Raw genomic sequence first — 24,318 nt, 5'->3', positions numbered from 1 at the left:
GGCCCCACTTTCCGGGGGCCGGATCGATATACTACGCGGCATCTTTTCGGACGCCGCATAGGGATATCGTGCATGCAATGGATTCTGATGCTGGTGGGCCTGGCACTGGGCTGGCTGGTGGACTCGGTGTTCACCGACGCCCTGATCGGTGCCTTGTTGGGCCTGGGCATCGGCCAGAGTTTCCGGCTGATGAGCCTGGGCCGGCGAGCCGCCGAGCAGGTGGTCGAACTGGAACAGGCGCGAAAAGCCCTGGCGACCATCGAACTGCGCGTACGCCAACTCGAAATCACCTCGGGCAGGGCGCCCGAACCGTCAGTTGCCCCGCAGGTCACTGAAACGACGCCCGAAGTTGCCGGGCACGTGCCGCAAGTTGTTGCCGAACAAGCTCCAGCGGAACAACCCCTCGCACCCATTCCTGAAGCCCTGCGCGCCACTCCCGAGCTGGTCTGGGAACTGCCGGACGAACTCCAGCAACCCCAGCATGCAGCCCCGCAACCCGAAAGCCTGCACCCCGAGGTCGATGCCTGGGCGCCGGAACCGGTCATGGCCGAATCCCGCGAGCCACAAGCGCCGCGTGCCCCACGCGAACCCAATCTGATCGAACGTGCCCTGGCCGGCGCGCGCAACTGGCTGTTCGGCGGCAACACGGTGTTGCGCGTCGGTGTGCTCCTGCTGTTTCTCGGCCTGGCCTTCCTGCTGCGCTATGCCACCGAAGGCATGGTGGTGCCGATCGAGGCGCGTTATGCCGGGGTCGCCGCCTGCGCCATCGGCCTGCTCGGACTCGGTTGGTGGCTGCGCCTGCGCAACAGCAACTACGCGTTGATGCTGCAAGGCACCGGGATCGCGGTGCTGTACCTGACGGTGTTTGCGGCGATGCGCCTGCATCCGCTGCTTGATCCCTCGGCCGCCCTTGGCCTGCTGGTGGCGGTCACGGTGTTTTCGGCGATTCTCGCTATCACCCAGGATGCCCTCGGCCTGGCTGCCGCCGCGGCCCTGGGTGGCTTCGCCGCGCCGATCCTGACCTCCACCGGCAGCGGCAACCATGTGGCGCTGTTCAGCTATTTCGCCTTGCTCAACGCCGGCATCCTGGCCATTGCCTGGTTCAAGACCTGGCGCCTGCTCAACCTGATCGGCTTTGTCGGCACCTTCGGCATCGGCTTCGCCTGGGGCCTGCGTTCGTATAAACCGGAATTGCTCTGGAGCACTGAACCCTTCCTGGTGCTGTTCTTCCTGATGTACCTGGCGATCGGCCTGCTGTTCACCCGGCGTAAATTACGCGAGATGGCCGTCGGTCCCGAGGACGACAGCCGTGAAGCCTTGCTGCGCTGGTCGGCCCGCCAGGGCGACTATGTCGATGGCGCCATGCTGTTCGGTCCGCCGCTGGTGGGCTTCGGCCTGCAATTCGCGGTGGTCCGGCACCTGGAGTTCGCCGCGGCCTTCAGTGCCCTGGGCCTGGGCATTATCTATATGGGCCTGGCGCGGATACTCGCCGGCGGGCGCGCCTTGCTGCTGGGGGAAACCTGCCTGGCCCTGGGCGTGATCTTCGCCAGCCTGGCGATCCCGCTGGGCCTGGATGCCCGTTGGACATCGGCGGCCTGGGCGGTGGAGGGTGCCGGGATCTTCTGGCTCGGCCTGCGCCAGCAACGGCCGTTCGCCCGGGCGTTTGCCCTGCTGTTGCAGATCGGTTCGGCGCTGGCGTTTCTCGGCAAGCTGCAACTCGGTGAAACCAGTCTGCTGGATGGCGCGCCGCTGGGCGCCTTGCTGCTGGGCGGGTCCTTGCTGTTCAGCTTCCAGCAAGTGCGCAAGGCGCTGCCTGAACAGCTCTCGTCCTGGGAGCGCAGCCTGGCGCCGGTGCTGGCCTGCAGCGGCCTGACTTTCCTCTATCTGCTGGCGCCGTTGTTCTTCTTCACCCAGGGCACGGCCATCAGCTGGGCGCTGGCCGGGTTGGCGACCTTGTTTATCGGCCTGCGCCTGCAATCACGGAGTTTCCTGTTCTGCGCCTTTGCCGTGCAACTGCTCGGCGGCGCGCTGTTCCTGCTGCGCCTGCAAGGTGCCCAGGGCGATTCGACGGCGGTCTTCAACGCCGGCTGGAGCGGTTTGATGAGCGCTTCGCTGATCGGTCTGTCACTGATCGCCGGGATGCTGCTGGCGGCCCGGGACGAGATGGTGCGCAACGATGTGCGTCTGCTCCGTGGCTTGTCGGTGGTGTTGCTGGCAGGTCTGGTGCTGATCAACCTCGCCGTGCTGTTCGTTCTGCCGTGGGAAACCGCCAGTGGGGTCTGGGCCGCCAGCGGTTTGTTGATCATCTGGCTGAGCCTGTATTTGCAGCAACGGGTGAGTTTTGTCTTCGGCCTGCTGTTGCAGGTGATCGGCGGCGCGGCATTCCTGATGGCCGAGCCGGAACTGTTCCGCGCGTTGTCCGCCGAAGGCTTGCGACCATTGGCCCACAGCGGTTTCTGGACGCCGATGGTGCTGAGCCTGGCCGCCATGATCGGCGCCTGGCGTTTGCAACGGGGTACCCAGGCCGCGGCTTTCGATGCCCTGAGCCTGGGCGGTCTGTCCAATGTCCTGCTGGTGTGGGGCGCGTTGTGGTGGGGGCTGGCCTGGGTCAGCGAAATCCTGCGCTTTGTCCCGACGCATCTGCAGCCTCAGGCGTTGCTGGGGTTGGCGGCGCTCAGCGTGGTGCTCTGGACGCTGCTGGCGTCGCGCTTGAACTGGCCGACCCTGGGCCGCCTCTGCACCTTGCTGACACCGGTGGCGGTGCTGGTGCTCTTCGGCGCCTGGTACCCGGCTTATCACCCGGCGGCCGATTACGGCTGGCTGGCCTGGGCGGCGGTGTTTGTCGTGCATCTGCTGTCGTTGCGCCGCCTGGCGTCGATCCTGCCCGCCAAGGCCCTGAGTTATGCCCATGTGCTGGGTTGCTGGCTGATCCTTGGCGTGCTGGCGCTGGAGCTGCGCTTCGGCCTGATGAGCCTGTCGGAGCATTACAACGCCTGGCGCTGGCTGGGCTGGGCGATCCTGCCGAGCCTCTATCTGGTGCTGATGGCCGCGCCACGCCAATGGCCATGGCCGGTGGCGGCTTACCCGCGCGAATATCGCCTCTACGCCGCGCTGCCCCTGGCCGTGCTGATGCTGGCCTGGTTCTGGCTGGCGAACACCTTCAGCGACGGCCAGGCCGAGCCGCTGCCTTATGTGCCACTGCTCAACCCGTTGGATCTGGGCCTGATGTTCGCCCTGCTGGGGATCTACCTCTGGTCCCGGAGCGCCGTGGCGCAATGGGCGTTGCGCCGCGACTATGCGCAACTGGTCACCCAGGCCGTGGCCGGACTTTCATTGTTCGCCTTTGTCAGCGCGCTGGTGATGCGCACCGCGCACCATTGGGGCGGGGTGCCGTTCAATCTGGATGACCTGCTGGCGTCGATGCAGGTGCAGGCCGGCTTGTCGATTGCCTGGACCCTGATTGCCCTGGGCCTGATGATCGGTGGGCATCTGCGCCATCGTCGCGAGGTCTGGCTGGTGGGCGCGGCGCTGATCGCCGTGGTGGTCGCCAAGCTGTTCTTCGTCGAATTGAGCAACCGTGGCGGGTTGGCGCGGATCGTCTCGTTCATCGGCGTGGGCGTGCTGTTGCTGGTGGTCGGTTACTTTGCACCGCTGCCGCCCAAGCGTCCGGAGCCAACGCCTGTGACCGAAGAAACTGAAGGAGTGTCGTCTTGATTCACAAACTGAGCCCGTGCTGGCTGGGCATCCTGGGGTTGTGTGCGGCGCTGTCGGCGTTCGCCCAGGAAAAACCGAGCGACTACAGCACCCAGGTGCCCCTGACCCTGAGTGGTGAGGGGCCCTGGTATCGCCTGGAACTGCCTCTGACGCTGCAACTGAGCGCACGCCAGTCCGATCTCAGCGATGTACGGGTGTTCAATGGCGCCGGTGAACCCCAGGCCTATGCCCTGGCGCGGGAACAGGCGCAGGCGACGCAGAGCAACAGCCTGACGGATGTGAAGTGGTTCCCGTTGTACAACTCGGCGGATGCGGCCCAGGCCACGCCGAGCGTGCGGGTCCAGTCGTCGGCCAACGGTACCCTGGTCGAGGTGAGTCCTTCGGGTAAGTTGCAAACGGGTGAAAAAGTGCTGCGCGGCTGGCTGCTGGATGCCAGCGCGATCAAGACGCCATTGCAGCAGCTTGTTCTGGATTGGAGCAGCGAGCGCGACGGCTTCCAGCGTTTCAGCATCGAGGCCAGCGACGACTTGCAACACTGGCAGGCCTGGGGCGACGGGCAGGTGGCGCGCTTGTCGTTTGCCGACGAGCGGGTGGAACAGCATGAAGTCGCCTTGCCGGGGTTGTCGGCGCGTTACTTGCGCTTGCTGTGGCAGTCGCCGCAGGCGGCGCCGATGCTCAGTTCGGCGCAGTTGGCCAGTTCCACCACCAGCAGCCTGCCGTTGCCGCTGGTGTGGTCGCAGCCGTTGGCCGGCAGCAGCGCCAAGGCCGGGGAATACACCTGGCAATTGCCCCTCGGCCTGCCCCTTGAGCAGGTGCGGGTCGAGCTGGCGCAGGCCAACAGCCTGGCACCGGTAAACCTGTACGGGCGCCAGGACGGCAATGCGCCCTGGCAGACGCTGAGCAGCGGTTTGCTCTATCGCCTGACCCAGAACGGCCAGGATGTGGTCCAGGACCAGTTGCAGTTGCCCGGCCGTGCGGTTGCGCAATTGAAGCTGGTGGTCGACGAGCGCGGCGGTGGTTTGGGCGCCCAGGCACCGACCTTGCGTTTCGCGGTGCGTAGCACGCAGCTGGTGTTCCTGGCCCGTGGCGAGCCGCCGTTTTCCCTGGCCCTGGGCAATCCGACGGTCAAGGCGGCGAACCTGTCGCTATCGACCTTGATCCCCGATTACAGCCCGCAGCGTCTGGCCGGATTGGGCAAGGCCACGGCGACCGGTGCGGCCGTGACCACGGTGCAGCCGCCAGCGGTGCCGGTTGCGGTGGGCACCGATTGGAAGAAAATTGGTTTGTGGGCGGTGCTGTTGCTGGGGGTGGCGGCCTTGGCCGGGATGGCCTTCAGCCTGTTGCGCAAGCCTCAGGTCTAGACGCCTGGCAATGACCGGGGGCAGGGGATTTCCCGCTCTTTTGGACTACGCTCAACCCGGTTCATGAACTCTCCCTGTCGGAACTCGGTCTGACAGGAGGCAATACATGTCGACTCGCGTTAAACTGCGCGGGTTTTCAGCCCCCCATCTCCGGAGCCATCCATGTCCCGCGTTACCCTGAGTCGCTATTTGATTGAGCAGACCCGCAGCAATAACACGCCTGCCGATCTGCGTTTCCTGATCGAAGTGGTCGCGCGTGCGTGCAAGGAAATCAGCCATGCCGTCTCCAAAGGCGCGCTGGGTGGGGTTCTGGGCAGCATGGGCACAGAAAACGTGCAGGGTGAAGTACAGAAGAAACTCGACGTGCTTTCCAACGAAATCCTCCTCGAAGCCAACGAATGGGGCGGTCACCTGGCCGGCATGGCGTCCGAAGAAATGGACAATGCCTACCAGATCCCCGGCAAATACCCGAAAGGCGCCTACCTGCTGGTATTCGACCCGCTGGACGGTTCGTCGAACATCGATATCAACGCCCCGGTCGGGACCATCTTCTCGGTGCTGCGTTGCCCGAACGAGTACCTGAGCCAGAACGAAGCCCTGAACGAAAAGGCCTTTCTGCAGCCAGGTACCGAGCAGGTCGCCGCTGGTTATGCCATCTATGGCCCACAGACCATGCTGGTGCTGACCCTGGGCGATGGCGTGAAAGGCTTTACCCTTGACCGTGAAATGGGCAGCTTCGTGCTGACCCATGAAGACATCACGATCCCGGCCTCTACCCAGGAGTTCGCGATCAACATGTCCAACCAGCGTCACTGGGAAGCGCCGGTCCAACGTTACGTCGGCGAACTGCTGGCCGGCGAAGAAGGCCCGCTGAAAAAGAACTACAACATGCGCTGGGTCGCCGCGATGGTGGCGGACGTGCACCGCATCCTGACCCGTGGTGGTCTGTTCATGTACCCGCGCGACAGCCGCGAGCCGTCCAAGCCGGGCAAGCTGCGCCTGATGTACGAAGCCAACCCGATGTCGTTCCTGGTGGAGCAGGCGGGCGGTGCGTCCAGCGACGGTCACCAGCGTATTCTCGATATCAAGCCGGACGGCCTGCACCAGCGCGTTGCGGTGTTCCTCGGCTCCAAGGAAGAAGTGGCACGGATCACCGGCTACCACAAGGACTGAACCCATGTCCGCGCCCTGGCAGCCCTTGCTTGAGTGGTGGTTCGGTTCAGCCGGGACGACCGCCGGGCAGGTGGCCGACAAGGGCCGGTTGTGGTTCGGCAAGCGCGACAGCCAGGACCTTGAAGCGCGTGAGCGTTTCGGGGGCCAGGTCGAGCAGGCACTGGCTGGCGATTTGGCTGAGTGGACGCAATGTCCCGAAGGCTGGCTGGCGCTGGTGCTGTTGCTCGATCAACTGCCGCGGATGATCTTCCGTGACACCCCCAAGGCTTTCTCCGGTGATGCCCGCGCCCAGGCGCTGGTGGCGCAAGGGATAGCTGCGGATTTTGATCGGCGGTTGTCGGCGATAGAGCGGGTGTTTGTCTACCTGGTGTTCGAGCATTGCGAACACCTGGCGGTGCAGAACGAGGCGGTGTCGCGTTTTGCGGCGTTGTTGGCGGAGCAGGTGGAGGTGGATCGGGGGATATTTGCCGATTATCTGGACTATGCCGAGCGGCATCGTGACGTTATTGCCCGGTTCGGGCGTTTTCCCCATCGCAATGCCATTCTTGGGCGTGAGTCTACGGCTGAGGAAGTGGTGTTTTTGCGGGAACCGGGTTCACGGTTCTAGATCGGCTGTGTGGCGGATGGCCCTTTCGCGGGCAAGTCCTGCTCCTACAGTATGGCGTCGATCACAGATTTTGTGCGCGACACAAACCTGTAGGAGCAGGGCTTGCCCGCGAAGAGGCCAAAAGCCCCCCCGCAGATCTCAGATCCGGAAACTCCCCACCAACTGCTTCAACCGCGCCGCCTGCTGTTCCAGGTCCGCACACGCGCGTAAGGTCGATTGCAGGTTTTCCACGCCTTCCTGGTTCAGCGTATTGATCTCGGTAATATCGACGTTGATCGACTCCACCACCGCCGTCTGTTCCTCGGTCGCGGTCGCCACCGACTGGTTCATGCCGTCGATCTCGCCGATCCGCTGGGTCACGCTGCCCAGCCGCTCGCCCGCCTGGTTGGCGATGCCGACGCTGCTTTCGCTCTGACGCTGGCTGTCGGTCATGACACTTACCGCTTCCCGGGCACCGACCTGCAACTCCTCGATCATCTTCTGCACTTGCTGCGCCGAATCCTGGGTGCGGTGCGCCAGGTTGCGCACCTCATCGGCCACCACCGCAAACCCACGCCCGGCCTCACCGGCCCGCGCCGCCTCGATAGCCGCGTTGAGCGCCAGCAGGTTGGTCTGCTGGGAAATGCCGGTGATCACTTCGAGGATCTGCCCGATATTCACCGTGTTGCTGTTCAGGGTCTCGATATTGCCGCACGAATCGCTGATCTTGGCCGACAGTTGCTGCATCGCGGTGATGGTCTTTTCCACCACCTGCTGGCCGTCTTCCGCCAGGCTGCGGGCTTCGCTGGAATGCTGCGAGGCGAGGGCGGCGTTCTGCGCGATCTCCTGGGCCGCGGCGCCGAGTTCGTTGATTGCCGCCGCCACGCTGCTGGTACGGCTGGCCTGCTGGTCGGAATTGATCATCGACGAATTGGAGGCGCTGACCACCCGCAAGGCCACTTCGTTGACCTGGCCGGTGGCCGAAGCCACTTCGCGGATCGAGGTGTGGATACGCTCGACGAAGCGGTTGAAGGACATGCCCAGGGTGCCGAACTCATCGTGGCCGTGGATGACCAGGCGTTTGGTCAGGTCGCCTTCACCCTCGGCGATGTCGTGCATGGCGCGACCCATCAGGTGCAACGGCTGCATCAACACGCGGATCAGCATGCTCAGCAGGGCGATGATAATGATCACGGCGATCACCGTGGCGATGATCGCCGAGGTGCGGAACTCGCTGAGCATGGAGAACGCGGTTTCCTGGTCGAGCACCAGGGCGACGTACCAGTCCACCGAGGACACGCCGCTGACATGGGTGAAGGAGATGAACTGTTGCTTGCCGTCGACCTCGACTTCCTTGAGCCCGGCACTGATTTTCGGTGCGCCGCTGGGGTAGGCGTCAGAGAGGTTTTTCAGGATCAGCTTGCTGTCCGGGTGAATCAGGATCTTGCCGTCGGCGCTGACGATGAACGCGTGCCCGTGACCACCGAAGTTCAACGAGTTGATAATGGCGCTGATGCTGCCCAGGTCTATATCGGCGCCGGCCACGCCGATGAATTGGCCCTGATGCTGTACCGGGGTGGCCAGGGTGATCACCAGCTTGCCGGAGGAGGCGGCGATGTAGGGTTCGGTGACGATGGTCTGTTGGGCGGCGGTGGCCGCCTTGTACCAGCCGCGTGAGCGTGGGTCGTAGTCGGCGGGGCGGTTGCCCACCGGAACCGAGGTCATCACGCCCTCCGCGCTGCCGAAATAGCTGAGCTGGAAGTTGCTGCCGTAGGCGGGCAGGCCGATGGCGTGTTTCAGGCTGTCGGCGGAGCTGCCGTCCGCAGCGATCTGCTGGGACAGCGATTGCAGAAGCTGAATGCGACTTTCCAGCCAGGTCTGGATATTGCTGGTGGTCAGGCTGCCCAAGGCCTGCATCGAGTCCTCGGTGCTGTGGCGCAGGGCCTCGCGTTGGCGGTAGTCGTTGAACAGGATGAAGCAGGCGAACGCCACCGCGACCACCAGGGCCGCCGCCAACAGAATCTTATGGCTGAACTTGAAATTTTTGGTCATGAAATGGGCTGTCCACAGGGGGGCTGGTCACCGGGGGGCGTCAATTTGCCACAGGTCTGCACCTGTGGGGCAATTTCTCTTGATCAACGTCGGCGTCGGAAGTCCTTGTCCTGCTTTTCCATTGCTCGCCATATTGGGGCGTTGCGCCGTGAACATCGGCGTGCGGGCCTTTCATACAGGCAAAATGGTATTACCTGAATATGTCGACACCATTGCCCCGAATATTAATTTTCGAACGACAAAACCGACGAAATACCTTTTTCGCTGAAAAAGCGCCTGAAAATTCTTGAAGGAAGTTGCTGTAAGAAAAGCACCCGCGCTCGGGAACCAGATGGCCCTTTTCTCTTCTAAGCTTGCGGTAGGCAGCCGTGCCCACCTTTGAGCCCCAGGAGTTCCCCATGTCGTTGCGCTCTCTCGCCCTTTTGTCGTTCTGCGTGCTGTTGGTCGCGTGCAGCAAGGTCAATCAGGAAAACTATTCGAAAATCTCTGCGGGCATGGCCAAGGCCGATGTCGAGAAATTGCTCGGCTCGCCTTCGGACTGTTCCGGCGCACTGGGCATGTCCAGTTGCACCTGGGGTAACAAGAACAGCTTTATCAGCGTGCAGTACGCCGGTGACAAAGTCCTGATGTTTTCCGGGCAAGGCCTGAAGTAAACCGGGGCGATCGCCCACGGGAGAAGAACAATGTTGCGTTTAGTGGTCACTCTTTTGGCTGGCTTGTTGCTGGCTGGTTGCGCTACGTCCGGCGACGATTTGGCGCCCAAGACCGCAGGTCACGTGGACCTGAACCGTTACCAGGGTACCTGGTACGAGTTGGCACGGATGCCGATGTATTTCCAGCGCAATTGCGCGCAGTCGGAGGCCCGCTACAGTCTGATGGCGGACGGCAAGGTCGCGGTGTTCAACCGTTGCCTGACCGAGCAGTGGACCTGGGAGGAAGCCAAGGGCACGGCGACGCCGCAGGTCCCGGGGCAGACCGACAAGCTGTGGGTGAAGTTCGATAACTGGTTCACGTCGCTGTTGCCGGGCGTGGCCAAGGCCGACTACTGGATTCTGTATGTCAGCGACGACTACAAGACGGCGCTGGTCGGCAATCCGAATCGTCGTTACCTGTGGTTGTTGTCGCGTACCACCAAGGTCAGCGCGGAGACCCGCGAGGACCTGCTGAGCCGCGCGCGCCAGCAGGGTTACGACACCACCCGGCTGATCTGGCGCACGCCGGATTCGAAGATGCCCAACTGAGTCGGGGGCGTATGCGCCCCCTTCAGGAACCGTGGGTTCAGTTCAGCAGATCACGCAGCACCTGGGTAAACGCCCGGGCGCTTTCTTCTTCGCCCGCATGCCGACCACCGCGCACTGCCCACTGGCCGTTGACCATCACGTCGCGCACCTGGCGGTCGCCGCCGGCGAACAACCAGCGGTTGAGAATGCCGTCGTCCCGGGCCGTGGCCAGGTACGGGTCGTTGCCGTCGAGTACCAGCCAGTCGGCGCGCTTGCCGACTTCCAGCCGACCGATCCCTTGCCCCAGGGCCTGGGCACCGCCGTCCAATGCCGCGTCATACAGGGTGCGTCCGACCATCGGCTGGTCGGCGCGGTACAGGCGGTTACGCCGCTGGTCGCGCAGGCGCTGGCCATATTCCAGCCAGCGCAGCTCTTCCACCACGCTCAATGACACATGGCTGTCGGAACCGATACCCATCCGCCCGCCCTGGGCGAGGAAGTTCACCGCCGGGAAAATCCCGTCGCCGAGGTTGGCCTCGGTGGTCAGGCACAGGCCGGCAATCGCCCGGCTCTTCGCCATGCGCGTGACTTCCTCGGCGTCGGCGTGGGTCGCGTGCACCAGGCACCAGCGCTCATCCACCTCGACATTGTCGTACAGCCATTGCAGCGGACGCTTGCCGCTCCAGCTCAGGCAGTCGTCGACTTCCTTCTGTTGCTCGGCGATATGGATATGCACCGGGCAGTGCTTGTCGCTGGCGGCCAGCACTTCATTGATCTGCCCGGGCGTTACCGCGCGCAACGAGTGGAAACACAACCCGAGGGACTGGGCCGGCTGTCTGGCGAGAAACGGCTGCAAACGTGCCTGCAACTTCAGGTAATTCTCGGTACTGTTGATAAAGCGGCGTTGCCCTTCGTTGGGTGCCTGGCCGCCGAAACCGGAGTGGCTGTAGAGCACCGGCAGCAGGGTCAGGCCGATGCCGGCGTCGCTGGCCGCCAGGCTGATGCGCAAGGCCAGCTCGGCCGGATCGGCGTAGGGCTGGCCGTTGGTGTCGTGGTGCACATAGTGGAACTCGGCCACCGAGGTGTAGCCGGCCTTGAGCATCTCGATATATAACTGGCGGGCGATGATGCCCATCTGCTCCGGACTGATCTTGCCCACCAGCCGATACATCAGGTCGCGCCAGGTCCAGAAGCTGTCGTTGGGATTGCCGGCGACTTCCGCCAGGCCGCCCATGGCGCGCTGGAAAGCGTGGGAATGCAGGTTCGGCATGCCCGGCAGCAGCGGGCCGCCCAGCCGTTCGGCAGCTTCTGCGTGGGAATCGGCCTGGACCTGGGTCAGTACGCCCGCGGCGTTGACCTCCAGGCGTACATTGTTGGCCCATCCACTAGGCAGCAGCGCGCGTTCGGCAAAGAAAGCGGACATGGTTCAGCACCCCATCGTGTGTTATTTGTATATACATATACAGACGTTTGCGTGCCCGGTAAACTCCGGCAAGCTAGCCATCTTTGAATCAAACAAGGATTTCCCGTGCCGACTCCGCCTGCCAATCACTCGCTGGCTGCCCATATGGGCGACAGTCCGGCGCCGCTATACGCCCGCGTCAAACAAATGATCAGCCAGCAGATCGACAGCGGAAACTGGCCGCCGCATTACCGCGTGCCGTCCGAAAGCGAGCTGGTGGAACAATTGGGCTACAGCCGCATGACCATCAACCGGGCCCTGCGCGAGATGACCGCCGAAGGTCTGCTGGTACGCATGCAGGGTGTCGGTACGTTTGTCGCCGAGCCCAAGAGCCAGTCGGCGCTGTTCGAAGTGCATAACATTGCCGATGAGATCGCTTCGCGCGGCCATCGGCACACCTGCAAGATCATCACTCTTGGGGAGGAGGCTGCCGGTTCCGAGCGCGCCGTGGCCCTGGATATGCGTGAAGGGCAGAAGGTCTTCCACTCGCTGATCGTGCATTTCGAGAACGATATCCCGGTGCAGATCGAGGATCGTTTCGTCAATGCGCTGGTGGCGCCAGACTACCTCAAGCAGGATTTCACCCTGCAGACCCCCTACGCCTATCTGTCCCAGGTCGCGCCGCTGACCGAGGGCGAGCACGTGGTCGAAGCCATCCTCGCCGAGGCCGAGGAGTGCAAGCTGTTGCAGATCGAGCCGGGCGAGCCGTGCCTGCTGATTCGCCGCCGGACCTGGTCCGGTCGTCAGCCGGTGACCGCCGCCCGTCTGATCCACCCCGGTTCCCGTCATCGTCTGGAAGGACGCTTTAGCAAATGAGCCAGTTGAAAGTCTTGCGCGCGGCGGATTACCCGCGCATGCCGTGGAAAAACGGCGGCGGCAGCACCGAGGAAATCACCCGGGACGCGGGCGAAGGCCTGGACGGCTTCGGCTGGCGCCTGTCGATTGCCGATATCGGCGAGTCGGGCGGGTTTTCCACCTTTGCCGGTTATGAGCGGATCATTACCGTATTGCAAGGCGCGGGCATGACCTTGCAGGTCGATGGCCAGCGTACGCGCGCTTTGTTGCCGCTGGATCCGTTTGCCTTCAGCGGCGCGAGCCAGGTGAGCTGCACCCTGATCGACGGGGCGATCCGCGACTTCAACCTGATCTATGCGCCGGATCGCTATCGCGCGCGCCTGCAATGGCTCGATGCCGCGCAGCCGAAGCGCTTTTTCAGTTCGGCGGCGGTGCTGCTGATCTTCAGTGTCAGCGAGCAATTGCATATCGGCCTGGGTAACAGCGGCTATGAAGTGCTGGGGCGGCATGACTGCCTGCAACTGGACAGCAACGACGGGCTGCTGGAAGTGGCCGTGACCGGACGTTGCTGTGTGATCGAGCTGACGCCCGCCTGACAGACTGCTCCCAATTTATGGTGAGTGGGCGAGCCCACTCACCACATGGCGTTATCGTTTCCACCCCGCCCCATTTTGTTACCGAACGCCCCAGCATGGCGCAAAACCCTGCCTCGGTAACAGCTTCCTGCCTGCCGCCTGTCATCCTCCTGCAATTTCATTTCCCGCTCAAAGTCCTGTCCCACAAGGCCTGTGGGGCATCCTGAAAAATTCTTCTGCTCGCGATTTGCAAGTTGGCCGCCTGATTGCATATGCTTGTATGTACAAGTAAAGATGTGTGCGTATGAGTCATCAGGGAGATCGACGCACCGCCCCCTAATTTCCGCTTGTGCCGGGGACCTTCCCCCACAGGCTTGCTCGCCCGTTGCCTGGGCTGGTTTGGACGATCGCAGAGGAGTTATTTCGTGACTGAGAATACCCAGAAACCTACCGCCACTTTTACCAAGCGCCGTGACGTCGAAATCCGTGCCGCCCGTGGCAACAAGCTGACCGCGAAAAGCTGGCTGACCGAAGCGCCACTGCGGATGCTGATGAACAACCTCGACCCCGAAGTGGCCGAGAACCCCAAGGAACTGGTGGTCTACGGCGGTATCGGCCGGGCCGCGCGGAACTGGGAGTGCTACGACAAGATCGTCGAGAGCCTGACCAACCTGAATGAAGACGAGACCCTGCTGGTGCAATCCGGCAAGCCGGTCGGCGTCTTCAAGACCCACAGCAACGCCCCGCGCGTACTGATCGCCAACTCCAACCTGGTGCCACACTGGGCGAATTGGGAGCACTTCAACGAACTCGACGCCAAGGGCCTGGCCATGTACGGCCAGATGACCGCCGGCAGCTGGATCTACATCGGCAGCCAGGGCATCGTCCAGGGCACCTACGAAACCTTCGTCGAAGCAGGTCGCCAGCACTACGACAACAACCTGAAAGGTCGTTGGGTCCTGACCGCGGGCCTTGGCGGCATGGGCGGCGCACAGCCTCTGGCGGCAACCCTGGCCGGCGCCTGCTCGCTGAACATCGAGTGCCAGCAGGTCAGCATCGATTTTCGCCTGAACAGCCGTTATGTCGATGAGCAAGCCACCGACCTCGACGACGCCCTGGCGCGTATCGCCAAGTACACCAAGGCAGGCCAGGCGATTTCCATTGCCCTGCTCGGCAACGCGGCGGAAATCCTGCCGGAGCTGGTCAAGCGTGGCGTGCGTCCGGACATGGTCACCGACCAGACCAGCGCCCACGACCCGCTCAACGGCTACCTGCCGGCCGGCTGGACCTGGGAAGAGTACCGTGCCCGCGCCATCACTGAACCCGCAGTGGTCGTGAAGGCCGCCAAGGCGTCGATGGCCGTGCACGTCAAGGCCATGCTCGACTTCCAGAAACAAGGCATCCCGACCTTCGACTACGGCAACAACATCCGTCAGATGGCCCAGGAAGAAGGCGTGGAAAACGCATTCGACTTCCCGGGTTTCGTCCCGGCTTATATCCGTCCGCTGTTCTGCCGTGGCATCGGTCCGTTCCGTTGGGCTGCACTGTCGGGCGATCCGCAGGACATCTACAAGACCGACGCCAAGGTCAAGGAACTGATCCCGGACGACGCCCACCTGCACAACTGGCTGGACATGGCCCGTGAGCGCATCAGCTTCCAGGGTCTGCCGGCGCGGATCTGCTGGGTCGGCCTGGGCCTGCGCGCCAAGCTCGGCCTGGCGTTCAACGAAATGGTCCGCAGCGGCGAGCTGTCGGCGCCGATCGTGATCGGTCGCGACCACCTGGACTCCGGTTCCGTGGCCAGCCCGAACCGTGAAACCGAATCGATGCAGGACGGTTCCGATGCCGTGTCCGACTGGCCACTGCTCAACGCCTTGCTCAACACCGCCAGCGGCGCGACCTGGGTGTCCCTGCACCACGGCGGCGGCGTCGGCATGGGTTTCTCCCAGCACTCGGGCATGGTGATCGTCTGTGACGGTACCGACGAAGCGGCCGAGCGTATCGCTCGCGTCCTGCACAACGACCCGGCCACCGGCGTTATGCGTCACGCCGATGCCGGTTACCAGATCGCCATCGACTGCGCGAAAGAGCAGGGCCTGAACCTGCCGATGATTACCGGTAAATAAGCGGTTGGAGGAAACCCGATCTGTAGGAACCGGCAAACCGGCTCCTACAGATCGGGTGTTTCACCTGGAGCCTGTTTCACAACGCTGTGCACCTAACTAAAACAATCCACAGAGGTTGAACAATGTCTGCGTCAAATGATCGTGCAAGCAGCAAACCGTTGATCGAAAGGCGTTCGATCGACTACATCCCGGAAGCGGAAAGACACGGTCGTCTACTCAGTCAGTTCACCCTGTGGTTGGGTGCCAACCTGCAAATCACCGCGATTGTCACGGGCGCCTTGGCGGTCGTGCTCGGCGGTGATGTCTACTGGTCGCTGATCGGCCTGCTGATCGGGCAACTGATCGGTGGCGGGGTCATGGCGTTGCACGCCGCGCAAGGTCCGCAACTGGGCCTGCCGCAGATGATTTCCAGCCGTGTGCAGTTCGGTGTCTATGGGGCGGTGATCCCGTTGGTGCTGGTGTGCCTGATGTATATCGGCTTTTCCGCCAGCGGTTCGCTGCTGGCGGGGCAGGCGGTGGCGCAGCTGCTGCATGTGGAAGACTGGGTCGGCATTGTGTTGTTCGCCGCCAGTATCCTGGTCTGCACCATCTTCGGTTACCGGGTGATCCACGGCATCGGCCGGATCGCCAGCGTGCTCGGGGTGGTTGCCTTCGTCTACCTGTTCTACAAATTGTTGGCCGGCAACGATATCTCGGCGCTGCTCGGCAACAAGCATTTCTCCCTGGCGAGTTTCCTGTTGGCGATGTCCTTGTCGGCATCCTGGCAGATCGCGTTCGGGCCTTATGTGGCGGATTACTCACGTTATCTGCCGCGCAGCACTTCGCCGGTGAAAACCTTCTGGGCCGTGGGCCTGGGTTCGGTGATCGGCGCTCAGGCGTCCATGGTCTTCGGCGTCTTCGCCGCCGCCCTGGCCGGCTCGCAGTTCTCCCACCACGAAGTCTCGTTCATCGTCAGCCTCGGCGGCACTGGCGCGGTCGCGGCGGCGCTGTATTTCGCCGTGGCCTTCGGCAAGGTGACGGTCACCACCCTGAACGCCTATGGCAGCTTCATGTCGATCGCCACCATCATCAGCGGTTTCCGTGGCAACCGGCATATTTCCAGTGGTGTGCGCCTGCTGTACATCTTCATCATGGTCAGCGTGTCCGCGGCCCTGGCGCTGCTGGGCAAGGATTCGTTCCTCAAGGAATTCTCCTCCTTCATCCTGTTCCTGCTGGCGTTCTTCACGCCCTGGAGCGCGATCAACCTGGTGGACTTCTACTGCATCACCAAGGAACGCTACGACATTCCCGCGCTGTCCAATCCCAAGGCGCGCTACGGCGGCTGGAACATCCTGGGCATCAGCATCTATGTGTTCGGCGTGCTGATCCAGATGCCGTTTATCAACACCCAGTTCTACACCGGCTCCCTGGTGGCGGGCCTGGGCGATACTGATATCTCCTGGATCATCGGCCTGGTGGTGCCGGCGGCGTTGTACTACGTCGCGGCGAAGAAGTGGCATGGGGCAATTCCTGATCGTCTGATCCTGCCGGTAGAGTCGGCCGTGGAAGCGCCGGCCCAGCCCCGTGGTCGTGTACAACCGGCGTCGAACTGACCGGTTGCAGCCGGGTGTCCACGTGGGTGAGCGTGGACAGGGCCTGCTCGCAGGCCAACCCGGGCCGCTAGTCTCTTGAGCGGCGTTAACCCTTTTATGATTTGGAGCGGCACAGTATGAAGATGACCAAGACCCTGCTGACCACGGCGCTGTCCCTGGGCCTGTTGGTCGTGGCCGGCGCAAGCCAGGCCGCCGGCTGGTGCGAATCCGGCAAGCCGGTGAAGTTCGCGGGTCTGAATTGGGAAAGCGGCATGCTCTTGACCGACATGCTGCAATTCGTGCTGGAAAAGGGTTACGACTGCAAGACCGACGCCCTGCCGGGCAACTCCATCACCATGGAAAACGCCCTGAGCAGCAACGATATCCAGGTTTTCGCCGAGGAGTGGGTCGGCCGCAGCGAAGTCTGGAACAAGGCTGAAAAAGCCGGCAAGGTCGTCGGGGTCGGCGCCCCGGTGGTGGGTGCCGTCGAAGGTTGGTATGTGCCGCGCTACGTGATCGAGGGCGATGCCAAGCGCAACCTCAAGGCCTTGGCGCCGAACCTCAAGCACATTGCCGACCTGGGCCAATACGCCGCCCTGTTCAAGGACCCGGAAGAGCCGAGCAAAGGCCGCTTCTACAATTGCCCGGCGGGCTGGACCTGTGAGCTGGAAAACAGCGAGATGCTGAAAAGCTACGGTCTGGAAAAGTCCTATACCAACTTTCGCCCTGGCACCGGCCCGGCACTGGACGCCGCCGTGCTGTCGAGCTACAAGCGTGGCGAGCCCATTCTGTTCTACTACTGGTCGCCGACGCCCCTGATGGGCCAGGTCGACCTGGTGAAACTGGAGGAGAAACCCGGTGTCGACAAGCGCGTGAGCATCAAGGTCGGTCTGTCGAAGACCTTCCACGAGCAAGCGCCCGAGCTGGTCGCCGTCCTGGAAAAGGCTAACCTGCCCATCGATCTGCTGAACCAGAACCTCGGTCGCATGACCCGGGAGCGGATCGAATCGCCGAAACTGGCGAAAATCTTCCTCAAGGAACACCCTGAGGTCTGGCAGGCTTGGGTCAGCGCTGACGCTGCCAAGAAAATCAACGCGGCTCTGTAGGTCGACTACCTCCCGGCTAACCGAGAGGCTGGCCGGGAAGTTCGCCACAACCACTTGATCGAGAGTTTCCAATGTTTCCCGAACGTTTCACATTTTCCATCGCCGACTGGGTCAACAGTTGGGTCGATGCACTGGTGACCAACTACGGCGATGTGTTCCGCCAGATCTCCGACACCCTGTTGTGGGCCATCGTCAATCTGGAAGGCCTGCTGCGCCTGGCGCCCTGGTGGCTGATGCTGGCCATTGTCGGCGGGATCGCCTGGCATGCCACCCGTAAATGGGTGACGACGCTGGTGATCGTCGGCCTGTTGTTCCTGGTGGGCGCGGTCGGCCTGTGGGACAAGCTGATGCAGACCCTGGCCCTGATGCTGGTGGCCACCCTGATCTCGGTGCTGATCGGGATTCCCCTGGGAATTCTCTCGGCGCGCAGCAACCGCCTGCGTTCGGTGCTGATGCCGCTGTTGGACATCATGCAGACCATGCCCAGCTTCGTGTACCTGATTCCGGTGCTGATGCTGTTCGGCCTGGGCAAGGTCCCGGCGATCTTTGCCACGGTGATCTACGCCGCGCCGCCGCTGATCCGCCTGACCGACCTGGGCATCCGCCAGGTGGATGGCGAGGTCATGGAAGCGATCAACGCCTTTGGCGCCAACCGCTGGCAGCAACTGTTCGGCGTGCAACTGCCGTTGGCCCTGCCGAGCATCATGGCCGGGATCAACCAGACCACCATGATGGCGCTGTCGATGGTGGTGATCGCCTCGATGATCGGTGCCCGTGGCTTGGGTGAGGACGTGCTGGTGGGTATCCAGACCCTGAACGTCGGTCGCGGCCTGGAAGCCGGCCTGGCGATCGTGATTCTCGCGGTGGTGATCGATCGCATTACCCAGGCCTATGGTCGTCCACGCCATGAGGTGAGCAAATGAGCGAGGCCATCGTCAGCAAGATCGAAGTCAAGAACGTCTTCAAGATCTTCGGTTCACGCGAGAAGGACGCGATGAGCCTGATTCGCCAGGGCAAGACCAAGGACCAGGTGCTGGCCGAGACCGGTTGCGTGATCGGGGTCAACGACCTGTCGCTGAGTGTCAGTACCGGCGAGATCTTCGTGATCATGGGCCTGTCGGGTTCCGGCAAGTCGACCCTGGTGCGGCATTTCAACCGCCTGATCGACCCCACCAGCGGCGCGATCCTGGTGGACGGCGTGGACATTCTCCAGCACGACATGGAGGCGCTGCGCGAATTTCGCCGGCACAAGATCAGCATGGTGTTCCAGAGCTTCGGCCTGTTGCCCCACAAGACCGTGCAGGAAAACGTCGCCTACGGCCTCAAGGTACGGGGTGAGAGCAAGGACGTCTGCGCCGAGCGCGCCTTGCACTGGATCAATACCGTGGGCCTGAAAGGCTACGAGAACAAGTACCCGCACCAGCTGTCGGGCGGTATGCGCCAGCGTGTGGGCCTGGCCCGGGCCTTGGCGGCGGACACCGACATCATTCTGATGGACGAGGCCTTCAGTGCCCTGGACCCGCTGATCCGGGCCGAGATGCAGGATCAGTTGCTGGAGCTGCAGAAGACCTTGCACAAGACCATCGTTTTTATCACCCATGACCTGGATGAAGCGGTGCGGATCGGCAATCGGATTGCGATTCTCAAGGACGGCAAGTTGATTCAGGTCGGGACGCCGAAGGAGATCCTGCATTCGCCGGCGGATGAGTATGTGGATCGGTTTGTTCAGCGGCGTGCCGCGATCGTTTAAGCAGATGAGGTTGAAGATGTCCCAGGCTGAAAAAATCGTTATCGCCGACGCCCCCTTGCGTTGGCAGGATGTGGTCGCGGTGGCCCGTCATGGCGCCTTGCTCGAACTGGCGCCGCAGACCTGGGCGCGGATCGACAACGCCCAGGCCATCGTCCAGCGCATCGTTGTCAGCGGTGAGCGCGCCTATGGCGTGAACACCGGCCTCGGCGCGCTGTGCAATGTGTCGCTGTCCGGCGAGCAACTCAGCCAGTTGTCGCGCAACACCCTGCTCAGCCATGCCTGCGGTGTCGGCGCGCCGTTGCCCGACGAACAGACCCGGGCCATCCTCTGCGCCGCCATCGTCAACTACAGCCACGGCAAATCCGGCCTGCACCGCCAGGTGGTCGAAGCCCTGCTGGCCCTGCTCAACCGGGGCATCACCCCGCAAGTGCCGGCCCAGGGCTCGGTGGGTTACCTGACCCATATGGCCCATATCGGCATCGCCCTGCTCGGTGTTGGCCAGGTGAGCTATCGCGGGCAGATCGTTCCGGCGCACCAGGCCCTGGCCGCCGAAGGCCTGCAACCGGTGCAACTGGGGGCCAAGGACGGTCTCTGCCTGGTCAACGGCACGCCGTGCATGACCGGCCTGAGCTGCCTGGCCCTGGCCGACGCGACCCGCCTGCTGCAATGGGCCGATGTGGTAGGGGCCATGAGCTTCGAGGCCCAGCGCGGGCAGATCGCCGCGTTTGATGCGCAAATCATCGCACTCAAGCCCCATCCCGGCATGCAGCAGGTCGGCAACAACCTGCGCAGCCTGCTCGACGGCAGCGAAGTGATCGCCGCCAGCCTGGGTATTCGCACCCAGGACGCCCTGAGCCTGCGTTCGATCCCGCAAGTCCACGGTGCCGCCCGCGACCAGCTGGCTCACGCCACCCGGCAGATCGAAATCGAACTCAACGGCTGCACCGACAACCCGTTGCTGTTGGGTACGCCGGACAACTACCGGGTGATGTCCCAGGCCAACCCCCATGGCCAATCGGTCGCCCTGGCGGCGGACCTGCTGGCAATCGCCATGGCGGAAATCGGCTCGATTGCCGAACGCCGTCTCGATCGCCTGATCAACCCCCATGTCAGCGGCCTGCCGGCGTTCCTGGTGAGCAACCCCGGGGTCAACTCCGGGATGATGATCGTGCAGTACGTCGCCGCGTCCCTCTGTGCGGAAAACCGCCAGTTGGCGCAGCCGGCGGTGCTCGACAACTACGTCACCTCGGGCCTGCAGGAAGACCACCTGAGCCTGGGCACCAACGCCGCGCTGAAATTGCACCGGGCCCTGGAAAACTGTACGCAGATCCTCGCCATCGAGTACCTGCTGGCGGCCCAGGCCTTTGAATTCCTCAAGGAGCAGCGCTTCGGCGCCGGCACCGAGCGTGCCTGGAAACTGCTGCGCGAGCGTGTTCCGGCCTACGACCAGGACCGCTGGCTGGCGCCGGATATCGCCAGCGCGGCGAGCCTGCTCAAGGACCCACTATTGATCCAGGGCAGGTTTCCCGACCTGCACTGATTCCACGAATAACCAGCGTGCCAAGGCGCCTCCGGCTCAAAAAGTCGGCGGCGACGGATAACGGAAGCTTCCGGAGCGTCTGGTAGTTGATAAAACTCTCAAAAGGAGCATGAATGTGACTGCGTTGAACCTGATTCCCGGCCAACTGAGCCTGGCCCAACTGCGTGCCATCTACCAGCAGCCGGTGAAACTGACCCTGGACGACAGTGCCTCGGCACAGATCGAAGCCAGCGTGGCCTGCGTCGAACAGATCCTCGCCGAAAACCGCACCGCCTACGGCATCAACACCGGTTTCGGCCTGCTGGCCTCGACCCGTATCGCCAGCGAAGACCTGGAAAACCTCCAGCGCTCCCTGGTGCTGTCCCATGCCGCCGGTGTCGGCGTGCCGATCAGCGATGCGCTGGTACGCCTGATCATGGTGCTCAAGGTCAACAGCCTGAGCCGTGGTTTCTCCGGGATTCGCCGCCAGGTGATCGACGCCCTGATCGCCCTGATCAATGCCGAGGTCTACCCGCATATTCCGCTGAAAGGTTCGGTCGGTGCTTCCGGCGACCTCGCGCCGCTGGCCCATATGTCCCTGGTTCTGCTGGGTGAAGGCAAGGCCCGCTACAAGGGTGAATGGCTGGACGCCCACGCCGCGCTGAAACAGGCCGGCCTGCAACCGCTGACCCTGGCCGCGAAGGAAGGCCTGGCGCTGCTCAACGGCACCCAGGTGTCCACCGCCTTTGCCCTGCGCGGTCTGTTCGAAGGCGAAGACCTGTTCGCCGGCGCCCTGGTCAGCGGTGCGCTGACGGTTGAAGCGGTACTGGGTTCGCGTTCGCCGTTCGACTCGCGTATCCATGCCGCCCGTGGTCAACATGGCCAGATCGATGCGGCTGCCGCCTATCGCCACCTGCTGGGCGAGCGCAGCGAAGTGTCCGACTCCCACGAGAACTGCGAGAAGGTCCAGGACCCGTACTCCCTGCGTTGCCAGCCACAGGTCATGGGCGCCTGCCTGACCCAGTTCCGCCAGGCCGCCGAAGTGCTGGTGATCGAAGCCAACGCGGTGTCCGACAACCCGCTGGTGTTCGCCGCGGAAGGCGATGTGATCTCGGGCGGCAACTTCCACGCCGAGCCGGTGGCCATGGCCGCTGACAACCTGGCGTTGGCGATTGCCGAAATCGGTTCCCTGAGCGAGCGCCGCATCTCGCTGATGATGGACAAGCATATGTCGCAACTGCCGCCGTTCCTGGTGGCCAATGGCGGCGTCAACTCCGGCTTCATGATCGCCCAGGTGACCGCCGCGGCCCTCGCCAGCGAGAACAAGGCCCTGGCGCACCCCCACAGCGTCGACAGCCTGCCGACTTCCGCGAACCAGGAAGACCATGTGTCGATGGCCCCGGCAGCTGGCAAGCGTCTGTGGGAAATGGCTGAAAATACCCGTGGGATTCTGGCGGTGGAATGGCTGGCGGCTTGCCAGGGTCTGGACCTGCGCAATGGCCTGAAAACCTCGCCGGCCCTGGAAACCGCGCGGGCGACCTTGCGTGAGGAAGTGGCGTACTACGAGAAGGACCGTTTCTTTGCCCCGGATATCGAGGCGGCGACCGAGTTGCTGGCTTCCCGTTGCCTGAATGCCCTGGTCCCGGCGAAGTTGCTGCCAAGCCTGTAAGCGTTGCCCGAGAACGGACTGGGGTTGAGCTCGCTCGTCACAAGGCGGCGGGTCAGCCAGTTTGCGGGTTGTTGCCACCCGGCAGATGCGTTTTGCCTGCGCGTGCCGGGTTGGGTACTCTGCGACCCCTTTTGCGGCCGGGCGGTCGCAAGACACTCGCCATCAGTCTGATTCTCATCGAGTTTTACCGATAAGAATAATTAAGGACGAGCAATGCAACAGCAAGTCAAAGGTTTGAAACGCGGGCTTTCGGCCCGACATATTCGCTTTATGGCCCTGGGGTCCGCTATCGGCACCGGGCTGTTCTACGGCTCCGCCTCGGCCATCCAGATGGCCGGTCCGGCCGTGCTGCTGGCCTACCTGATCGGCGGCGCCGCGGTGTTCATGGTCATGCGCGCCCTCGGCGAAATGGCCGTGCACGATCCGGTCGCCGGTTCCTTCGGCCACTACGCCAGCACCTACATCGGTCCCCGTTCCGGTTTTATCCTCGGTTGGACCTATGCATTCGAGATGGTTATCGTCGGCCTGGCCGACGTCACGGCCTTCGGCATCTATATGGGCTTCTGGTTTCCCGACGTCGATCGCTGGGTCTGGGTGCTCGGCGTGGTCTTCTTTATCGGCGCGCTGAACCTGTGCACGGTCAAGGTCTTCGGCGAAATGGAGTTCTGGCTTTCGCTGCTCAAGGTCGGCGCCATTGTCGCGATGATCCTCGGCGGCTTCGGCATTATGTTCTTCGGCATCAGCACGGCCACGCCCTCGGCGAGCGTCGGTATCAGTAACCTCTGGAGCAACGGCGGCTTCATGCCCAACGGCGCGGCCGGGATGATCGCCTCGTTCGCGGTGGTCATGTTCGCCTTCGGCGGTATCGAGATCATCGGTGTCACCGCCGGTGAAGCCCAGGACCCGCAGCGGGTGATCCCCAAGGCGATCAACGCGGTGCCACTGCGCATCCTGCTGTTCTACGTGCTGACCCTGTTCGTGCTGATGTCCCTCTACCCGTGGCAGCAGATCGGCAACCAGGGCAGTCCCTTCGTGCAGATCTTCCAGAACCTGGGGATCGGCTCGGCGGCAACCATCCTCAATATCGTGGTGATCTCGGCGGCGATTTCCGCCATCAACAGCGATATCTTCGGCGCCGGGCGCATGATGTACGGCCTGGCCGAGCAAGGTCATGCGCCGAAGGCCTTTGCCAAGCTGTCCCGCGCCGGTGTGCCGTGGATGACCGTGGTGGTCATGGCCGCCGCGCTGCTGCTGGGGGTGCTGCTCAACTACCTGATCCCGGAAGATGTATTCCTGCTGATCGCGTCCATCGCCACCTTCGCCACGGTGTGGGTGTGGATCATGATTCTGGTCACCCAGGTGGCCATGCGCCGTTCCATGAGCCGTGAACAGGCCGCGCAACTGAAGTTCCCGGTGCCGTTCTGGCCCTATGCGCCGATGGCGGCGATTGCCTTCATGGTGTTTATCTTCGGCGTGCTGGGCTATTTCCCCGACACCCGGCCGGCGCTGATCGTCGGTGCGATCTGGATCGGCCTGCTGGTGCTGGCCTACCAGGTCTGGGTCAAGCCGAAGGCGGCCCAGGCCGCAGGCGCTCAGCAAGAACCTGCTTTGTCTCATCGATAACCTAACGGAGGCCCCG

Annotated in this window: 18 protein-coding genes; 16 read left to right on the top strand and 2 right to left on the bottom strand. The window is 63.1% G+C overall.

Annotated elements, in window-relative coordinates; translation table 11 throughout:
- Window positions 1-72 precede the first annotated feature (72 nt).
- The 4 genes from M5C56_RS09985 to M5C56_RS09970 all read left to right on the top strand — a co-directional run bounded on the left by M5C56_RS09985 (window position 73) and on the right by M5C56_RS09970 (window position 6,855).
- The gene (locus M5C56_RS09985; RefSeq protein WP_103495500.1) at window positions 73-3,714 is read left to right on the top strand and encodes a DUF2339 domain-containing protein; all 3,642 of its coding nucleotides are present in this window, start codon (window positions 73-75) and stop codon (window positions 3,712-3,714) included.
- On the top strand, window positions 3,711-5,075 hold the full coding sequence (locus tag M5C56_RS09980; protein WP_103495499.1) for a DUF3999 domain-containing protein: 1,365 nt from the start codon (window positions 3,711-3,713) through the stop codon (window positions 5,073-5,075). Before M5C56_RS09985 ends, M5C56_RS09980 begins: the two co-directional genes overlap by 4 nt.
- A gap of 162 nt (window positions 5,076-5,237) precedes the next feature.
- Complete coding sequence (locus tag M5C56_RS09975; protein WP_103495498.1) at window positions 5,238-6,248, top strand: class 1 fructose-bisphosphatase; 1,011 nt, start codon at window positions 5,238-5,240, stop codon at window positions 6,246-6,248.
- Between the two features lie 4 nt (window positions 6,249-6,252).
- On the top strand, window positions 6,253-6,855 hold the full coding sequence (locus M5C56_RS09970) for a DUF924 family protein (protein ID WP_103495497.1): 603 nt from the start codon (window positions 6,253-6,255) through the stop codon (window positions 6,853-6,855).
- Between the two features lie 138 nt (window positions 6,856-6,993).
- Here the strand turns inward: M5C56_RS09970 and M5C56_RS09965 are convergent, their stop codons facing one another.
- Window positions 6,994-8,886, bottom strand: a complete 1,893-nt coding sequence (locus M5C56_RS09965; protein ID WP_103495496.1) for a methyl-accepting chemotaxis protein — start codon at window positions 8,884-8,886, stop codon at window positions 6,994-6,996.
- Window positions 8,887-9,284: 398 nt separating this feature from the next.
- Here M5C56_RS09965 and M5C56_RS09960 point away from each other — a divergent pair, with 398 nt between their 5' ends.
- Window positions 9,285-9,539 (top strand): hypothetical protein, encoded by a 255-nt coding sequence (locus M5C56_RS09960; protein WP_103495495.1) that lies wholly within the window; start codon window positions 9,285-9,287, stop codon window positions 9,537-9,539.
- Window positions 9,540-9,569: 30 nt separating this feature from the next.
- The gene (locus tag M5C56_RS09955) at window positions 9,570-10,127 is read left to right on the top strand and encodes a lipocalin family protein (protein WP_103495494.1); all 558 of its coding nucleotides are present in this window, start codon (window positions 9,570-9,572) and stop codon (window positions 10,125-10,127) included.
- A 37-nt stretch (window positions 10,128-10,164) separates the two neighbouring features.
- Here M5C56_RS09955 and M5C56_RS09950 read toward each other — a convergent pair whose 3' ends face one another.
- Window positions 10,165-11,529 carry a formimidoylglutamate deiminase gene (locus M5C56_RS09950; RefSeq protein WP_103495493.1) on the bottom strand — a complete coding sequence of 455 codons (1,365 nt, stop codon included), beginning with the start codon at window positions 11,527-11,529 and terminating at the stop codon, window positions 10,165-10,167.
- Between the two features lie 105 nt (window positions 11,530-11,634).
- Here M5C56_RS09950 and hutC point away from each other — a divergent pair, with 105 nt between their 5' ends.
- The 10 genes from hutC to M5C56_RS09900 all read left to right on the top strand — a co-directional run bounded on the left by hutC (window position 11,635) and on the right by M5C56_RS09900 (window position 24,302).
- Window positions 11,635-12,384 carry a histidine utilization repressor gene (gene hutC / locus M5C56_RS09945; protein ID WP_103495492.1) on the top strand — a complete coding sequence of 250 codons (750 nt, stop codon included), beginning with the start codon at window positions 11,635-11,637 and terminating at the stop codon, window positions 12,382-12,384.
- The gene (locus M5C56_RS09940; RefSeq protein WP_103495491.1) at window positions 12,381-12,959 is read left to right on the top strand and encodes a HutD family protein; all 579 of its coding nucleotides are present in this window, start codon (window positions 12,381-12,383) and stop codon (window positions 12,957-12,959) included. The genes hutC and M5C56_RS09940 overlap by 4 nt, the downstream gene beginning before the upstream one ends.
- 404 nt (window positions 12,960-13,363) lie before the next feature.
- Window positions 13,364-15,064, top strand: coding sequence for a urocanate hydratase (gene hutU, locus M5C56_RS09935; RefSeq protein WP_103495490.1), 1,701 nt, complete (start codon window positions 13,364-13,366; stop codon window positions 15,062-15,064).
- Between the two features lie 122 nt (window positions 15,065-15,186).
- Window positions 15,187-16,656 carry a cytosine permease gene (locus M5C56_RS09930; RefSeq protein WP_103495489.1) on the top strand — a complete coding sequence of 490 codons (1,470 nt, stop codon included), beginning with the start codon at window positions 15,187-15,189 and terminating at the stop codon, window positions 16,654-16,656.
- Window positions 16,657-16,772: 116 nt separating this feature from the next.
- Window positions 16,773-17,741: an ABC transporter substrate-binding protein gene (locus tag M5C56_RS09925; RefSeq protein ID WP_247263113.1), complete on the top strand. Its 969-nt coding sequence runs from the start codon at window positions 16,773-16,775 to the stop codon at window positions 17,739-17,741.
- A gap of 71 nt (window positions 17,742-17,812) precedes the next feature.
- Window positions 17,813-18,664: a proline/glycine betaine ABC transporter permease gene (locus M5C56_RS09920; RefSeq protein ID WP_100940369.1), complete on the top strand. Its 852-nt coding sequence runs from the start codon at window positions 17,813-17,815 to the stop codon at window positions 18,662-18,664.
- Window positions 18,661-19,491 carry a glycine betaine/L-proline ABC transporter ATP-binding protein gene (locus tag M5C56_RS09915; protein WP_103497740.1) on the top strand — a complete coding sequence of 277 codons (831 nt, stop codon included), beginning with the start codon at window positions 18,661-18,663 and terminating at the stop codon, window positions 19,489-19,491. The genes M5C56_RS09920 and M5C56_RS09915 overlap by 4 nt, the downstream gene beginning before the upstream one ends.
- 16 nt (window positions 19,492-19,507) lie before the next feature.
- A complete protein-coding gene (gene hutH, locus M5C56_RS09910) occupies window positions 19,508-21,031 on the top strand; it encodes a histidine ammonia-lyase (protein WP_103497743.1) in 1,524 nt (507 codons plus the stop codon).
- Between the two features lie 109 nt (window positions 21,032-21,140).
- Window positions 21,141-22,679, top strand: a complete 1,539-nt coding sequence (gene hutH, locus M5C56_RS09905) for a histidine ammonia-lyase (protein ID WP_103497738.1) — start codon at window positions 21,141-21,143, stop codon at window positions 22,677-22,679.
- Window positions 22,680-22,892: 213 nt separating this feature from the next.
- Window positions 22,893-24,302 carry an amino acid permease gene (locus M5C56_RS09900; RefSeq protein ID WP_103497737.1) on the top strand — a complete coding sequence of 470 codons (1,410 nt, stop codon included), beginning with the start codon at window positions 22,893-22,895 and terminating at the stop codon, window positions 24,300-24,302.
- Window positions 24,303-24,318 lie beyond the last annotated feature (16 nt).

Source organism: Pseudomonas sp. MWU13-2862 (genome assembly GCF_023242495.1).
Classification (GTDB): Bacteria; Pseudomonadota; Gammaproteobacteria; order Pseudomonadales; family Pseudomonadaceae; genus Aquipseudomonas; species Aquipseudomonas gingeri_D.
This window is presented reverse-complemented; position numbering and strand designations above follow the sequence as displayed.

Bases quoted from the DNA above. Each gene is read 5' to 3' on its own strand.
- M5C56_RS09985 (WP_103495500.1), top strand. From the start codon at position 73: ATGCAATGGATTCTGATGCTGGTGGGCCTGGCACTGGGCTGGCTGGTG.
- M5C56_RS09975 (WP_103495498.1), top strand. From the start codon at position 5,238: ATGTCCCGCGTTACCCTGAGTCGCTATTTGATTGAGCAGACCCGCAGC.
- M5C56_RS09970 (WP_103495497.1), top strand. From the start codon at position 6,253: ATGTCCGCGCCCTGGCAGCCCTTGCTTGAGTGGTGGTTCGGTTCAGCC.
- M5C56_RS09965 (WP_103495496.1), bottom strand. From the start codon at position 8,886: ATGACCAAAAATTTCAAGTTCAGCCATAAGATTCTGTTGGCGGCGGCC.
- M5C56_RS09960 (WP_103495495.1), top strand. From the start codon at position 9,285: ATGTCGTTGCGCTCTCTCGCCCTTTTGTCGTTCTGCGTGCTGTTGGTC.
- M5C56_RS09955 (WP_103495494.1), top strand. From the start codon at position 9,570: ATGTTGCGTTTAGTGGTCACTCTTTTGGCTGGCTTGTTGCTGGCTGGT.
- M5C56_RS09950 (WP_103495493.1), bottom strand. From the start codon at position 11,529: ATGTCCGCTTTCTTTGCCGAACGCGCGCTGCTGCCTAGTGGATGGGCC.
- M5C56_RS09940 (WP_103495491.1), top strand. From the start codon at position 12,381: ATGAGCCAGTTGAAAGTCTTGCGCGCGGCGGATTACCCGCGCATGCCG.
- M5C56_RS09930 (WP_103495489.1), top strand. From the start codon at position 15,187: ATGTCTGCGTCAAATGATCGTGCAAGCAGCAAACCGTTGATCGAAAGG.
- M5C56_RS09925 (WP_247263113.1), top strand. From the start codon at position 16,773: ATGAAGATGACCAAGACCCTGCTGACCACGGCGCTGTCCCTGGGCCTG.
- M5C56_RS09920 (WP_100940369.1), top strand. From the start codon at position 17,813: ATGTTTCCCGAACGTTTCACATTTTCCATCGCCGACTGGGTCAACAGT.
- M5C56_RS09915 (WP_103497740.1), top strand. From the start codon at position 18,661: ATGAGCGAGGCCATCGTCAGCAAGATCGAAGTCAAGAACGTCTTCAAG.
- hutH (WP_103497743.1), top strand. From the start codon at position 19,508: ATGTCCCAGGCTGAAAAAATCGTTATCGCCGACGCCCCCTTGCGTTGG.
- hutH (WP_103497738.1), top strand. From the start codon at position 21,141: ATGAATGTGACTGCGTTGAACCTGATTCCCGGCCAACTGAGCCTGGCC.
- M5C56_RS09900 (WP_103497737.1), top strand. From the start codon at position 22,893: ATGCAACAGCAAGTCAAAGGTTTGAAACGCGGGCTTTCGGCCCGACAT.